Annotated in this window: 10 protein-coding genes; 7 read left to right on the top strand and 3 right to left on the bottom strand. The window is 67.0% G+C overall.

The genetic code is table 11. From position 1 onward, the window contains the following. Nucleotides 1-86 precede the first annotated feature (86 nt). From E3T28_RS06950 to E3T28_RS06940, 3 genes are all read left to right on the top strand, one after another. A complete protein-coding gene (locus E3T28_RS06950) occupies nt 87-1,574 on the top strand; it encodes a leucyl aminopeptidase (protein WP_134429216.1) in 1,488 nt (495 codons plus the stop codon). A 100-nt stretch (nt 1,575-1,674) separates the two neighbouring features. Continuing rightward, nucleotides 1,675-3,045, top strand: a complete 1,371-nt coding sequence (lpdA, locus tag E3T28_RS06945; protein WP_134429214.1) for a dihydrolipoyl dehydrogenase — start codon at nt 1,675-1,677, stop codon at nt 3,043-3,045. A 70-nt stretch (nt 3,046-3,115) separates the two neighbouring features. Continuing rightward, entirely contained in the window at nt 3,116-4,546 is a 1,431-nt protein-coding gene (locus E3T28_RS06940; RefSeq protein ID WP_134429212.1) for a 2-oxo acid dehydrogenase subunit E2, read from the top strand. Between the two features lie 29 nt (nt 4,547-4,575). Here E3T28_RS06940 and E3T28_RS06935 read toward each other — a convergent pair whose 3' ends face one another. Next, on the bottom strand, nt 4,576-6,114 hold the full coding sequence (locus E3T28_RS06935; RefSeq protein WP_166786952.1) for a protein kinase: 1,539 nt from the start codon (nt 6,112-6,114) through the stop codon (nt 4,576-4,578). 220 nt (nt 6,115-6,334) lie between these two features. On the opposite strand from E3T28_RS06935, the gene lipB reads away from it, so the two are divergent. Genes lipB through E3T28_RS06920 form a run of 3 tightly spaced genes read left to right on the top strand, consistent with a single transcriptional unit; the run spans nt 6,335 to nt 8,715 of the window. Next, entirely contained in the window at nt 6,335-6,970 is a 636-nt protein-coding gene (lipB, locus tag E3T28_RS06930; protein WP_134429208.1) for a lipoyl(octanoyl) transferase LipB, read from the top strand. Continuing rightward, nucleotides 6,967-7,956, top strand: coding sequence for a lipoyl synthase (gene lipA / locus E3T28_RS06925; RefSeq protein ID WP_134429206.1), 990 nt, complete (start codon nt 6,967-6,969; stop codon nt 7,954-7,956). The genes lipB and lipA overlap by 4 nt, the downstream gene beginning before the upstream one ends. A gap of 48 nt (nt 7,957-8,004) precedes the next feature. Next, nucleotides 8,005-8,715 carry a DUF4191 domain-containing protein gene (locus tag E3T28_RS06920; RefSeq protein ID WP_134429204.1) on the top strand — a complete coding sequence of 237 codons (711 nt, stop codon included), beginning with the start codon at nt 8,005-8,007 and terminating at the stop codon, nt 8,713-8,715. Between the two features lie 39 nt (nt 8,716-8,754). Here E3T28_RS06920 and E3T28_RS06915 read toward each other — a convergent pair whose 3' ends face one another. Further along, nucleotides 8,755-9,195, bottom strand: coding sequence for an RDD family protein (locus E3T28_RS06915; protein WP_134429202.1), 441 nt, complete (start codon nt 9,193-9,195; stop codon nt 8,755-8,757). Between the two features lie 143 nt (nt 9,196-9,338). On the opposite strand from E3T28_RS06915, the gene glnA reads away from it, so the two are divergent. After that, the gene (gene glnA, locus E3T28_RS06910; protein ID WP_134429200.1) at nt 9,339-10,763 is read left to right on the top strand and encodes a type I glutamate--ammonia ligase; all 1,425 of its coding nucleotides are present in this window, start codon (nt 9,339-9,341) and stop codon (nt 10,761-10,763) included. Nucleotides 10,764-10,867: 104 nt separating this feature from the next. Here the strand turns inward: glnA and E3T28_RS06905 are convergent, their stop codons facing one another. After that, nucleotides 10,868-13,903: a bifunctional [glutamine synthetase] adenylyltransferase/[glutamine synthetase]-adenylyl-L-tyrosine phosphorylase gene (locus E3T28_RS06905; protein WP_134429198.1), complete on the bottom strand. Its 3,036-nt coding sequence runs from the start codon at nt 13,901-13,903 to the stop codon at nt 10,868-10,870. Nucleotides 13,904-13,923 lie beyond the last annotated feature (20 nt).

Here is a 13,923-nt window from a genome sequence, read left to right as displayed (position 1 = left end):
GTAAGCGCCAATTTCCGAGGCGTGCTGGAATAGGCGACGCCGCCGTGATGCCGAGAGCGAACACACCCGGAGCGTACGATCGGGGGATGAACGCACCTCGCCTGACCGTATCCACAGGACCTGCCGTCGAATCGGAGGTGGACGTTCTCATTGTTGGGGCGCTCCAGTCCGGTGACTCCGCCACTCTGTTCGCCGACCCCGCTTTCGCCGGCCTCGCCGACCAACTCGCCCCCTTGGGAATCACGGGCGGCAGAGACCAGGTGACGCGTATGCCCGCCTCGATCGGCAGTGCGCGCAGCATCGCCGTCGTCGGACTCGGCAAGAAGGCTACGGTCGACGCTCTGCGCCACGCCGCCGGATCAGCTGTCCGCCAACTGACCGGGGTCACCTCGGTCGCATTCGCCTTTCCAACGACGACGGACAATGAGACGGAGGCCGTCCTGGAGGGCGCCGCGCTCGGGGCGTACTCCTTCACCGCCTACCGGCAGAGCTCGCTCGCCGCGACCAAGGTGCCCGCGCAGCAGATCACGGTGCATGCCGCCGCGGAGCCGGAGGGAGCCGCCGTCCGCGTCGGAGTCATCGCAGAGGCCGTCAGCCTGGTCAAGGACCTGGTCAACATGCCTCCGCTCGATCTCTACCCCGAATCCTTCGCGCGGAAGGCCGCGGACGCCGCGGCCGGCCTGCCCGTCGACGTGCGGGTCTGGGACGAGAAGGAACTTGCCGCGGATGGCTTCGGTGGGATTGCGGGCGTCGGCCAGGGTTCCACTCGTCCTCCCCGCTTGGTCAAGGTCAGTTACAGCCCGGACGGCGCGACGCAGCATCTCGCCCTCGTCGGCAAGGGCATCACCTTCGACACCGGCGGACTGTCCCTCAAGCCGCCAGCATCCATGGTCGGGATGAAATACGACATGACCGGGGCGGCAACCGTTCTGGCCGTGACCTTGGCGGCCGCCCGTCTGGGCCTCGACGTGCGCATCACCGCCTGGCTGTGCATCGCGGAGAACATGCCGTCCGGCTCGGCTATCCGGCCCAACGACGTGTTGCGGATTCGCGGTGGCCGCACGGTGGAGGTGCTGAACACGGATGCGGAAGGTCGTCTGGTTCTCGCCGACGGTCTCGTCGCGGCCGGCGAAGAGGGCCCTGATGCGATTGTCGATGTGGCGACGCTGACCGGCGCCGCCCTCGTCGCACTCGGCACTCGCTACTACGCCGCCATGGGTGAGGATGCCCTTGTCGCCCGTGTGTTGAACGCCAGTAAGTCCGTCGGTGAACTGGTGTGGCCGATGCCGCTCCCCGAGGAACTGCGTCCGCTACTCAATTCTGATGTCGCCGATATTGCCAACGCGAAAATCGGCAGCGCTCACGGCGGCATGCTGCTCGCCGGGGTCTTCCTACAGGAGTTCATCGGGAGTCGCGGCGACGGCGACGCCGCCGAGACAATCCCGTGGGCCCATCTGGACATCGCCGGACCGGCCCACAACACCGGTGGCGGGTGGGGATTCACGAACGCAGGGCCGACCGGAATCTCGGTTCGGACACTACTGCGACTGGCAGAGGACTTTTCGCGCCCGTAGTACAGTCGAGTGGGCGAGAAATCTCGCCCACTCTTCGCCTGCCCGGATGCGCAACGTCGCGATGGGCAGACCGGGTTGTGATGCATAAGGGAGTATCTGGGTGTCGGAACAGAAGTTTGACCTTGTCGTTCTCGGCGGCGGAAGCGGCGGCTACGCGGCTGCACTGCGGGCCGTTCAACTCGGCCTCACCGTTGGCCTGATCGAAAAAGACAAACTCGGGGGAACCTGTCTGCACCTTGGATGCATACCGACCAAGGCACTCCTTCACTCGGCCGAGGTGGCTGACGTCAGCCGCGAGGCCGCGAAATACGGAGTCAAGACGCAGTTCGAGGGCATCGACATGCCCGCCGTGAACGTGTTCCGCAAGAACATCGTGGCGTCAAAGTACAAAGGACTGCAGGGGCTGATCAAGTCGCGCGGCATCACCGTGATCGAGGGCGAAGGTCGCCTCATTTCACCGAACACGGTGCGAGTCGGTGCCGACACCATCGTGGGTAAGAACATCGTCCTCGCTACGGGTTCCTACTCCCGCTCCCTGCCGGGGCTCGCCATCGGCGGCCGTGTCATGACCAGCGAGCACGCCCTCGAACTCGAGTTCGTCCCCAAGAAGGTCGCCGTACTCGGCGGCGGTGTCATCGGCGCCGAGTTCGCGAGCGTCTGGAAATCCTTCGGCGCGGACGTGACGATCATCGAGGCCCTTCCCCACCTGGTTCCCAACGAGGAAGAGTCCATCTCCAAGCAGCTCGAGCGCGCCTTCCGCAAGCGCGGCATCGAGTACTCGCTCGGCGTCCGGTTCCAGAGCGTCACCCAGCACGAGAACGGCGTCGTCGTCACTCTGGAGAACGGCACCGTCATCGAAGCGGAGATCCTGCTCGTGGCCGTCGGCCGTGGGCCGTCGACCGCTGGACTCGGCTTCGAAGAGGTCGGCGTCACCATGGACCGTGGCTTCGTCCTGACCGACGAGCGCCTCGCGACCAACATCCCCGGCGTTTTCGCCGTGGGCGACATTGTTCCCGGCCTGCAGCTCGCGCACCGCGGATTCCAGCAGGGAATCTTCGTCGCAGAGGAGATCGCCGGACTCAACCCCATCGTCGTCGACGACCTCAACATTCCCAAGGTCACCTACTGCGACCCGGAGATCGCCTCCGTCGGCTACTCGGAGGCCAAGGCTGCCGAGAAGTTCGGCGCCGACCAGGTCTCAACCTTCGAGTACAACCTCGGAGGGAACGGCAAGAGCTCCATCCTCGGTACGAGCGGTTCCATCAAGCTCGTCCGAGTCAAGGACGGCCCCATCCTCGGCGTCCACATGATCGGCGCCCGCGTCGGCGAGCTGATCGGCGAGGGACAGCTGGTTGTCAACTGGGAGGCGTACCCGGAGGACATCGCCCCGTTCCTGCACGCGCACCCCACCCAGAACGAGGCACTCGGCGAGGCCTTCCTGGCTTTGGCCGGTAAGCCGCTGCACGCGTAGTCGCCGAACTTCGGCATTCAGACATTCACTTCTCTAATTACAGACAAATGGCTTTGAAGGAGACAATCGCATGAGCGAATCCGTTAACCTCCCGGCACTCGGTGAGAGTGTCACCGAGGGTACGGTCACCCGCTGGCTGAAGAACGTGGGAGACCGCGTCGAAGTCGACGAGCCGCTGCTCGAGGTATCGACCGACAAGGTGGACACTGAAATTCCGTCCCCCATTGCCGGAGTGATCGAAGCCATCCTGGTGCAGGAAGACGAGACCGTCGAGGTCGGAACCGCCCTGGTCATGATCGGTGACGGTTCCGCCGCTGCCGCTCCGGCCGCAGAAGCGCCGGCACCGGTGGCCGCACCCGAGCCCGTCGCGGAAGCGCCGGCTCCGGTGGCCGCACCCGAGCCCGTCGCGGAAGCGCCGGCTCCGGTGGCCGCACCCGAGCCCGTCGCCGCCCCCGCACCCGTCGCAGCCCCCGCACCCGTCGCGGCACCCGTGTTCGCGCCGGCACCGGTCGCGGCACCCGTCGCCGCCCCGGCACCCGTTGCAGCCCCGGTTGCAGCCCCCGTTGCGGCGCCGGAACCGGTCGTCGCCCGAGGATCGCACGCGGGGACATCCGGCTACGTCACCCCCATCGTCCGCAAGCTCGCGAACGAGGCTGGCGTTGATCTCTCCACCGTGGTCGGAACCGGTGTCGGTGGACGCATCCGCAAGGAGGATATCGTGCTCGCCCAGGCCGGCGCTCCCGCCGGCACGCCTGCAGCAGCGGCTCCGGCCGTGGAGGTCTCCGCCCTGCGCGGGACCACCCAGCCCATGTCCCGTCTGCGCAAGGTCGTCGCCGAGCGAGCCGTCATCTCGATGCAGTCGTCCGCTCAGCTGACCACCGTGGTCGAGGTCGATGTCACCCGGGTCGCGATCCTGCGCGACGCGGTGAAGGCCGAATTCCATGCCAAGACGGGCAACAAGCTGTCCTTCCTGCCGTTCTTCGCTCTCGCCGCCGCCGAGGCGCTCCAGGCCAACCCGATCATCAACGCCACCATTGACGGTGACACGATCGTGTACCCGAGCCAGGAGAACATCAGCATCGCGGTCGACACCGAGCGCGGCCTGTTGACCCCCGTGGTGCGCAACGCGGGCGACCTCGATCTGGCCGGCTTCGCCGCTCAGATCGCCGACCTCGCCCAGCGCACCCGCGACAACAAGCTCAAGCCCGACGAACTATCCGGTGGCACATTCACGCTCACCAACACCGGTTCGCGCGGCGCACTCTTCGACACCCCGGTCGTCTTCCTGCCGCAGAGCGCCATCCTCGGCACCGGTGTCGTCTACAAAAAGCCCATCGTCGTCAGCCAGGGTGGACTCGATGCGATCGCGATCCGCTCGACCGTGTTCCTTGCGCTGTCCTACGACCACCGCATCATCGACGGAGCGGATGCGTCACGTTTCCTCGTCACGATGAAGCAGCGTCTCGAGGAAGGTGCCTTCGAGGCAAACCTCGGTCTCTAGTCGATATCACCAGACGACGGACGCTGTGACTAGTAGTCGAAAATCTCCCTGATTCGCCAGCCGGCCTCGCCCTTGACCACAAGGACCGAGGCCGGCTGTCGTTCTAGGTCGTGGGCCTGGAGCGATACGAGCGCGACGTCCCCCGTGCGCTCCACCAAGACCGCCGACCACAACGAGACGTCCTCGGCTTCGGGGGCGTCGCCGCCCTGGTGCATCATTCGCAGGGTGTGGCTGTCGGCGGTCAGGGCCGCCGATTGCGACTGGTGCACAGCATCAAGACAGACCACCGAGACCTCGTCCAGGCACCAGGCCCGGAGCCGCAAAAGAGCCGGAACCGCTGTCGCCGGGTCGTCACTGGCCGTTGCGGCTCTATCGGCGTCACGGTCGCCGGCACCTGATGCGTCCGACTTCGCCGGGTCGGACGACGGCAGGGCGGTGGCTCCGGCCGGCGCAGTGGAGGTTTCCGGCCGCACTCCCGCAGTCACCGCGGATCCACCCGGACCCCGTGCATTCAACGCGAGTCCGGTGCTCGCCACGGCGAAAATAACGGCAAGGAGCAGCGCTCCACGGCGGACGCGGAACCGCCTGCTCAGCACAGCTTTCAGCCCACCGGCTGGGTGGACTCCCCGCAGTCGACGGACCCCTGCAGATGTGCGGGACGCTAGAGTGCCGAGCAGTCGTTGGGCCCGCACCTCCCCCGAGGCGACGCGAACCGTCAGCGCGGCTGCGCGCCCGGAGGGATCGTCCGGAACAGGTCGCCTGAGCCAGTCGCCGGCCGTTTGCGGACCCCTGCCGTCGTCGCCGGTCCGGCTGAACGTCACCGGTTCGGCCTCGGCCCAGGCGAACAGGAAGTGCTCGAGCTGGCTTGGGGCTGTGGCCGCCGGCCGGGCGGACCGCCCCGCGCACCACCGGTCCAGGTCACGGAGGGCCGCCTGAGCCGGCACAACCGGATCGACTTGATCGAGCACCGCCCGGACGACCTGCGCGAGTCTGTCGTGCATCATGGCGAGGGCCTCGGTTCGCTCACGACCGGCGTCGGGGAGCTCTTGGAGCTCCCCCAGTCCGGTCAGGACCGGGCGCCCGAAGGAGTCGAAAAGAATGGTCGATAGGCTCACGGCCGGATGCACCAGGCCGATGGTCTGCAGTTCCGCCAGCGCGGCCGCGACGGGGGCCAGGATCGTGACCGCCTCCCCGGGAGGGAGATGCCGGCGGTTCTTCAGGAAGCCGCTCAGCGCCCCACCCGTCAGCTGTTCCAGGACAAGGCAGGTGCGGCCATCAGGCAGGGTGCCGACATCGACGAGCATGGTCAGTCGTCCGGGAGTCAGAGCGGTCAGGGCACGAACTTCGCGTTCAACCGCCAGGTCCTCCGTTCCCGTACGGAAAACCTTGAGCACAACGGATGTCCCGGAGAAACCAGGCCCCTTGCCGTGGACCTCACTCTCGGGTGAGGTCGACAGTGCCGGAGCCACGCCCACGTACAGGTCCGCCCGGTCACTCGACGCCAGGCGCCGCAGAACCCGGTACCCGGCGATCAATGCCTGGCCGCCGCCGACGGGCACTGGTGCCATCGACAGCACAGGTTCCGTCGACAGCACAGGTTCCGTCGACAGCACAGGTTCCGTCGACGGCAGCAGGGATACCGGCTCCGGATCCCGAACGCGTCGACCGCGACTTCTCATGTCGCCAATGCTGGCCGGGCCGCCCTCGTCCGGGCCGCCCGGGTTGCGGTTCGGGGACAACCAGTCCGGCATCCCCCTGGGGAGGAACGCCGGGGTTTAGGATGGCAACATGCTCGACTTTGTCGTCGCGGGGCTAAGCGCCAACTCCGTGCCGTATGTTGAGGGCCTTGAGCTCCAACGCGCAGTCCACCGTTCCGTCGTCTCCGGGGAGAGGCCGGACACCGTCATCTTCCTCGAACATCCGAGTGTGTACACCGCCGGGAAGCGCACAGCTCCCGAGGAGCGGCCCAGCAACGGAACCCCCGTGATCGACGCGGACCGAGGCGGGAAGATCACCTGGCACGGCCCCGGCCAACTGGTCGGGTATCCGATCACTCGTCTTCACGAGCCCGTGGACGTGGTCGGCTACGTGCGCCTGCTCGAGGGGATCATCATCGACGCCCTGCTCGGCTTCGGCATCGTCGGTTTTCGGGTCCCGGGCCGTTCCGGAGTCTGGGTCGGCCCGGACGGCCACGTAGACAAAATCGCTGCCATCGGAATCCGCGTCGCGGAAGGAGTGACCATGCACGGCTTCGCCCTCAACTGCAACAACTCGCTCGAGCCCTATGACCACATCATCGCCTGCGGGATCAGGGATGCCGGCGTCACCACCATGTCGAGGATGGTCGGTCGCGACGTTACCCCGGCCGATCTCATTGCGCCCATCACGGCCCAGTTCGAGACCGCCTGGGCGGTGTCCGTATGAGTGCGGCACCCGAGGGGCGGAAGATGCTGCGCCTCGAGATACGCAACATGGAGACCCCGATCGAACGAAAGCCCGCCTGGATCAAGACGGTGGCGAAAATGGGACCGGAGTACCGCAAGCTCCAGAACCTGGTGAAGGGCGAAAACCTGCACACGGTATGCCAGGAGGCCGGCTGCCCCAACATCTTCGAATGCTGGGAAGACCGTGAGGCGACCTTCTTGATCGGCGGGTCGCAATGCACCAGGCGGTGCGACTTCTGCCAGATCGATACCGGCAAACCCGCCGAGTACGACACTGACGAGCCGCGCCGGGTCGCTGAATCCGTTGTCAAGATGAATCTTCGTTACGCCACGGTGACGGGCGTCGCCCGCGACGATCTGCCCGACGAGGGCTCCTGGCTCTACGCGGAGACTATCCGGCAGATTCATCAGCAGAGCCCCGGGACAGGTGTCGAGATCCTGGTCCCGGACTTCTCCGGCAACCCGGACCACCTCGGCGAGGTCTTCTCCGCCCGGCCCGAGGTCTTCGGCCACAACGTGGAGACCGTCCCCCGCATCTTCAAGCGAATCCGGCCGGCATTCCGCTACGAACGTTCCCTCGACGTGCTCACACAGGGACGGGATGCCGGATTGATCACGAAGTCGAACCTGATCCTGGGCATGGGTGAGGAGCGTGCGGAGATCAGCCAGGCGCTTCAGGACCTTCACGACGCCGGGACCGACATTGTCACGATCACCCAGTATTTGCGACCGAGCGCACGGCACCTGCCCGTGGCCCGCTGGGTGAAGCCGGAGGAGTTCGTCGAGCTCAAGGACGAGGCCGAGGCCATCGGTTTCCTCGGTGTGCTCTCCGGCCCGCTCGTGCGTTCGTCGTACCGGGCCGGCCGACTGTGGGCTCAGTCCATGCTGGCGACCGGTCGCGAGGTTCCGCCGCAACTGCGCCACCTGGCGGATGCCTCGCTCGGGTTCGCGCAGGCGGTCTCCTGATCAAAAATCGGTCACGAGACATTCAGGTGACTCGGTAGTCTTGGAACTATGGCACGCAGCAAGGACAAGACTCCCCGCCCCCCCAAGAAGCCCGGCCGCATGAAGCAAATGTGGCAGGTGTTCCAGATGACACGTCGCTACGACAAGAAGATCGTGTTGTTCATGGTTCTCGGCTTCGTGGTGCCCGTCGCCGTCGCCCTGGGCCTGGCCCTCCTGTTGTCCCCCGGGAGCATCCTCAACCTTGTGCTGTGGACGATCTCGGGCGTGCTCGCCGGCATCCTCGCCATGCTCATCATCCTGGGCCAGCGGGCCGAGAAGGCCGCGTACACGCAGATCGAGGGCCAGCCCGGCGCCGTAGGCGCCGTGCTGCGCGGTTCGCTCAAGCGCGGGTGGGTGGGCAGCGAAATGCCCGTCGCCGTCAACGGCAAGACTCAGGATGCCGTCTACCGAGCCGTCGGTCGCGGTGGCGTCGTCCTGATCAGCGAGGGGCCGCGCACTCGCACGGCCCGCATGCTCGAGGAAGAGCGCCGGATGGTGACCAGGCTCGGCGGAAGTATCGCCGTCACGATCATCAGTGTCGGCCCGGACGCCGACGCCGTGCCGCTGCACAAATTGGCTCGGCGCCTCACCCGGATCAAGCCCACCCTGACCAAGGCCGAGGTGCTCGCCGTGAACAACCGGTTGAACTCCATGACCAAGAAGCTGCCGATCCCCAAGGGCGTCGACCCGATGAAGGCCCGCCCACAGCGCGGAAACTAGCCGTTCAGCCACGCCGGACAGGCCGGCCTGCCGAACAGGCTAGCTGCGGATGAGGACGGTTCCCGCGACCTTGTCGTGGAAACCGCGCTGGTCCGAGTCCCAGACCAGCGCGGGGACCGCCAGGCCCAGCAGCAGGGACCGCACGACGGGGCGCCACAGCCCGACCCAGCCCGGCTGGAGCGGGACGACGCGAAGCCCGACCAGGCGATGCCCGATGCTGCCGCCGATCGTCGGGACGAACACGATCTGGAGCCCCACGAAAATGGCTGTCACCGCGAAACCGTTGATGACGCCGTCCGTGCTGAAGAACAGCGCCGCCGCCCCGTAGGCCAGTGCCCAGTCCAGCGCGAGGGCGCCGATTCGGCGTCCGACGCGCCCCACGGACCGAGGCCCCTCATTCGGCAGACCGAGGCGCTCCCCCGGCCAACGGCTCGGCGGAAGCTGTCCGAAGGGGATTGAATTCGAGGCTGCGGCAGGCACGGAGTGAGTCTACCGAGCGGGCCCCGCTGTAACATGTGTGAAACATAAGCGTCACTGCCGGGTAACGGTGCCCCAGTAGCCTCAATGGAGCCGCAGTGCGCGACTCACAGTTCTACCCCCACGTCGTTTGGAGAAAACACCGCATGTTCCGCGATTCGTCAGAAGTGCTCAAGTTCATCAAGGACACCGACGTCAAGTTCCTTGACATCCGTTTCACCGATTTGCCGGGTGTGCAGCAGCACTTCAACATCCCCGCGTCGACGGTCGATGAGGAGTTCTTCACGGTCGGGCAGATGTTCGACGGTTCGTCGATCCGCGGCTTCGCGTCGATCCACGAGTCCGACATGCAGCTGATCCCGGACGTGACCACGGCTTACGTCGACGCGTTCCGCACGGAACGCACCCTCATCATGCTCTTCGACATCTACAACCCGCGTAACGGCGAGATCTACTCCAAGGACCCGCGCCAGGTTGCCAAGAAGGCCGAGAAGTACCTGGCTTCGACCGGGATCGCAGACACCGCCTTCTTCGCTCCCGAAGCCGAGTTCTACATCTTCGACGATGTTCGCTACGAAGTGAACCAGCACTCCAGCTTCTACTCCGTCGACTCCAGCGAGGGTGCCTGGAACTCCGGAAAGGAAGAGGTCGGCGGCAACCTCGCCAACAAGACCCCGTTCAAGGGCGGCTACTTCCCCGTCAGCCCGGTCGACCAGCACGCCGACCTGCGCGATGACATCTGCCTCAAGCTGATCGACGCCGGACTCATCCTGGAGCGCAGCCACCACGAGGTCGGCACCGGCGGCCAGGGCGAGATCAACTACCGCTTCGACACCATGGTGCACGCGGCCGACGACCTGCTCAAGTTCAAGTACATCGTCAAGAACACCTCGGCCGAGTGGGGAAAGACCGCCACCTTCATGCCGAAGCCGCTGTTCGGCGACAACGGTTCCGGCATGCACACCCACCAGTCCCTGTGGGCCGACGGGAAGCCCCTCTTCTACGATGAGGCCGGCTACGGCGGTCTGTCCGACGTCGCCCGCTGGTACATCGGCGGTCTCCTCAAGCACGCGCCCGCCGTGCTCGCGTTCACGAATCCGAGCGTCAACTCCTACCACCGCCTGGTGCCCGGCTTCGAGGCTCCCGTGAACCTGGTCTACTCGGCCGGCAACCGTTCGGCATCCATCCGCATCCCGATCACGGGCACGAACCCGAAGGCGAAGCGCATCGAGTTCCGAGCCCCGGATGCCTCGGGCAACCCGTACCTCGCCTTCGCCGCCCAGCTGATGGCCGGCCTGGACGGGATCAAGAACCGGATCGAACCGCACGAGCCGGTCGACAAGGACCTCTACGAGCTGCCGCCCGAAGAAGCCAAGAACATCCCGCAGGTTCCCGCGTCGCTCGGCGAGGCCCTCGTGGCTCTCGAGAACGACCACGACTTCCTGCTGGCCGGCAACGTCTTCACGCCCGAACTGATCGAAACCTGGATCGACTACAAGCGCGAGATGGAGATCAAGCCGTTGGCGCAGCGTCCGCACCCGTTCGAGTTCGAGCTCTACTACGGCGTCTAGGCCGTCAGGCACCCCGGCAGCCACTCGGCCACCGACGATAGGACCGCAGCCCCCATGGGGATGCGGTCCTGTCGTGTTCGTGCCCGCCCGCGATCGAGCCGTGCCTAGCCGCCGAACGGGCCGGAGCGTTCCACCGGACCGTAGAATAGCCGCTCGAACACCGCCCGGGATCGGCGGGTCACCGACAGGTACTCCTCTTCCAGCTGATTGGCGGAGCCCGGCGGGTACTCCAGCACCCGGGCGACACCCTCGAGTTGCACGCGGTCCGTCGGGAGGACATCCGCGGTCTTGTTGGTCCAGAGGGTGATCGCGGACCGGCAGCGAGACGCGAAGAGCCAGGCCGAGCTGAGCGTGTCGGCATCCGACTGGCTCACCAGCCCTGCGGCGACGGAGGCGCGGAGTGCTCCGAGCGTCGACGAGGTGCGCAGCGCGGGAATGTCAGCCGCGTGCTGCAACTGCAGCAGCTGAACGAACCACTCCACATCGCTCAGGGACCCGCGACCCAGCTTGAGGTGACGGTTCGGATCTGCCCCCTGCGGCAGCCGTTCGTTCTCGACCCGGGCCTTGATCCGCTTGACCTCACGGATCGCCTGCTCGCTGATGGAGGACGGATACCGCACCGCGTCGGCGACGGCCTCGAAGTCGGCCAGGAGCAGGGTGTCACCGGCGACGCCTCTCCCCCGCAACAGCGCCTGCGCCTCCCAGGTGAGCGACCAGCGCCGGTAATAGGCCTCGTACGACTCGAGGGATCGGGCGACGGAGCCGTTCTTACCCTCCGGGCGCAGCCCGATGTCCAGATCGAGGGGCAATCGGTTGTCATCGGTGAGCCGGGACAGCTCCCGCACGATGAACTTCGCCCGGTCGTGGGCAGCCTCTCCGGTGAGTCCGCCGGGGCGGAAGACGTACATCACGTCGGCATCCGAGCCGAACCCCAGTTCCGCGCCACCGAACCGGCCCATGCCGATCACGGCGAACTCGATCCCGTCGGTCGTTCGGCCGTCCTCGGCGCCGTCGAGCGTGGTGCCACGGATGGCGGCGAGCACCCCGTCAATGATGGTGGCGGTGACGTCGGTGAGTCCCGTCGCCAGCTCGTCGATGCTGACCTGCCCCAGAATCGCCGAGAAAGCCAGCCTCAGCATCTCCCGGCGCCGGGCCGTGCGCAGGATGGAGGCGGCGGCATCCGGGCTCTCATGCCGTGCCAGCACGGCGCGAGCCTCCTCCCGGAGGGTGGCCGCGCTGCGCGGCCGCAGATCGTCCTCGTCTTCCAACCAGGCGACGGATTCGGGGATCGTCTCCAGGAGCTCTCCGACGAACCTGGACGAGGACAGTACCCGGGTGAGTCGTTCGGCGGCACCGGACGAATCGCGGAGCATGCGCAGGAACCAGTAGGTGGTGCCGAGGCTGTCACTCAGACGCCGGAACGCGAGCAACCCGTAGTCGGGGTCGGCTCCCTCGGAGAACCACTGCAGCAGCACGGGCAGCAGATTGCGCTGAATCGTGGCCCGCCGGGACACTCCGCCGGTCAGGGCGGCGATGTGGCCGAGAGCGCCCTTCGTGTTGCGGAATCCGATAGCCGCGAGTCGGGCCTCGGCCTGGGCGCTGGTGAGATTCAGTCCTTCCGCCGGCAGTGCGGCCACCGCGGACAGGAGAGGTCGGTAGAACAGGCGCTCGTGCAGGCCACGCACCCGGTGCTTGGTGTTCAACCAGCGCACGGTCAGCTGGGCGGCATTCGGGGCGAGCCCTGTCGCCCGGGCAAGGACGCGCAGGCTCGACTCGTCGCGCGGCACGAGGTGGGTGCGGCGGAGCTTCTCCAGCTGCAGGCGGTGCTCCATCAGCCTCAGAATGCGGTATTCCTGAGCGAACTCGGCCGCTTCCGCGCGCCCGACGTAGCCGCTCTCCGCCAGCGCAGTCAGCGCAGGGAGGGTTCCCGCCTGCCGAACTGCCGGATCCGCCTGTCCGTGCACGAGCTGCAGCAGCTGCACAGTGAACTCGATGTCGCGGAGGCCGCCGGGGCCGAGCTTCAGCTGCACGGCGACTTCGTCCTCCGGAATGTTCTTGGTGACGCGCTCTCGCATCCGTTGCACGGATTCGACGAAGTTCTCCCGGCTGGCGCTGGTCCACACCTTCGGGGACACCGCGGCCACGTATCGTCCGCCAAGCTCGAGGTCACCGGCCAAGGGTCTGGCCTTCAGCAGCGCCTGGAACTCCCAGCTCTTCGCCCAGCGCTCGTAGTAGGCCAGGTGAGACTCGAGGGAGCGCACCAGGGCGCCCGACTTGCCCTCGGGACGGAGGTTCGGGTCCACTTCCCAGAGCTCGGGTTCCACGGCCGGTTGGTTCAGGCCGCGCATCAGGAGGATCGCCAGCCGGGTGGCGATGTCGACCGCGCGCGGCGCTTCCAGGCCGGCGTCCGGGTCTCCTTCGGCGACGAAGATGACATCGACGTCGCTCACGTAGTTGAGTTCGCCGGCGCCGGCCTTGCCCATTCCGATCACGGCGAGCCGGGTGGCACGCACCTCGCCTTCGGGGAAGACGCCCCGCCCCGCGACCAGCCCGGTGGACATGCTTCGAGCAACGGCCAGGGACGCCTCCAGGGCCGCCGCGGCCAGGTCGGCGAGCGTGCGGGCAACGGCGTCCAGTCCCGCGACCGGGTCGGCCTGCTCGAGGTCGTAGGCGGCCAGCTGCGCCAGGCGGCGCCGATAGCGCACCCGCAGGGCGACCCAGCCCTCGTCGTCGACGAGGCTGGCGAACCCGTCCGTGCTACCGACCGACTCGAGCAGGTCCTTGCGCAGCTCCGGCAGGTCGGGCAGGACCGGGAGCGGTTTGGCAAGAACCGACAATTCCTCCGGATGCCGCAGGAAGAACTCGGTCAGTCCGCTTGACGCCCCGACGACCCGGAGCAGCCGCTGGGTTGGGTCGGGGTGCAGGAGCAATGCCCGCACCTCGTTCGGCGCCTGCCGCAGCAGGGACACGAGCGCCATGAGGGCGGCGTCCGGGTCGGCCGTCTTGCCGAGCAGCGGGAGCAGGGCGGCCGGTTCGGGGCCGCCCAGGTCACCGACCTCGTCCAGCCGGATCCGCACCTCGCGCAGCTCGACGAAACCTACCCGGGCGAGCTCGGTCAGAGTCAGCTGTTCCCGTGCCATCGGGTCTCGTCTCCCGGTCG

This window comes from Cryobacterium sinapicolor (assembly GCF_004403465.1).
Classification (GTDB): domain Bacteria; phylum Actinomycetota; class Actinomycetes; order Actinomycetales; family Microbacteriaceae; genus Cryobacterium; species Cryobacterium sinapicolor.
This window is presented reverse-complemented; position numbering and strand designations above follow the sequence as displayed.

What these genes read in the sequence shown, in the direction of transcription:
- E3T28_RS06950 (WP_134429216.1), top strand. Translation starts at nt 87, where the DNA reads ATGAACGCACCTCGCCTGACCGTATCCACAGGACCTGCCGTCGAATCG.
- E3T28_RS06940 (WP_134429212.1), top strand. Translation starts at nt 3,116, where the DNA reads ATGAGCGAATCCGTTAACCTCCCGGCACTCGGTGAGAGTGTCACCGAG.
- E3T28_RS06935 (WP_166786952.1), bottom strand. Translation starts at nt 6,114, where the DNA reads ATGGCACCAGTGCCCGTCGGCGGCGGCCAGGCATTGATCGCCGGGTAC.
- lipB (WP_134429208.1), top strand. Translation starts at nt 6,335, where the DNA reads ATGCTCGACTTTGTCGTCGCGGGGCTAAGCGCCAACTCCGTGCCGTAT.
- lipA (WP_134429206.1), top strand. Translation starts at nt 6,967, where the DNA reads ATGAGTGCGGCACCCGAGGGGCGGAAGATGCTGCGCCTCGAGATACGC.
- E3T28_RS06920 (WP_134429204.1), top strand. Translation starts at nt 8,005, where the DNA reads ATGGCACGCAGCAAGGACAAGACTCCCCGCCCCCCCAAGAAGCCCGGC.
- glnA (WP_134429200.1), top strand. Translation starts at nt 9,339, where the DNA reads ATGTTCCGCGATTCGTCAGAAGTGCTCAAGTTCATCAAGGACACCGAC.
- E3T28_RS06905 (WP_134429198.1), bottom strand. Translation starts at nt 13,903, where the DNA reads ATGGCACGGGAACAGCTGACTCTGACCGAGCTCGCCCGGGTAGGTTTC.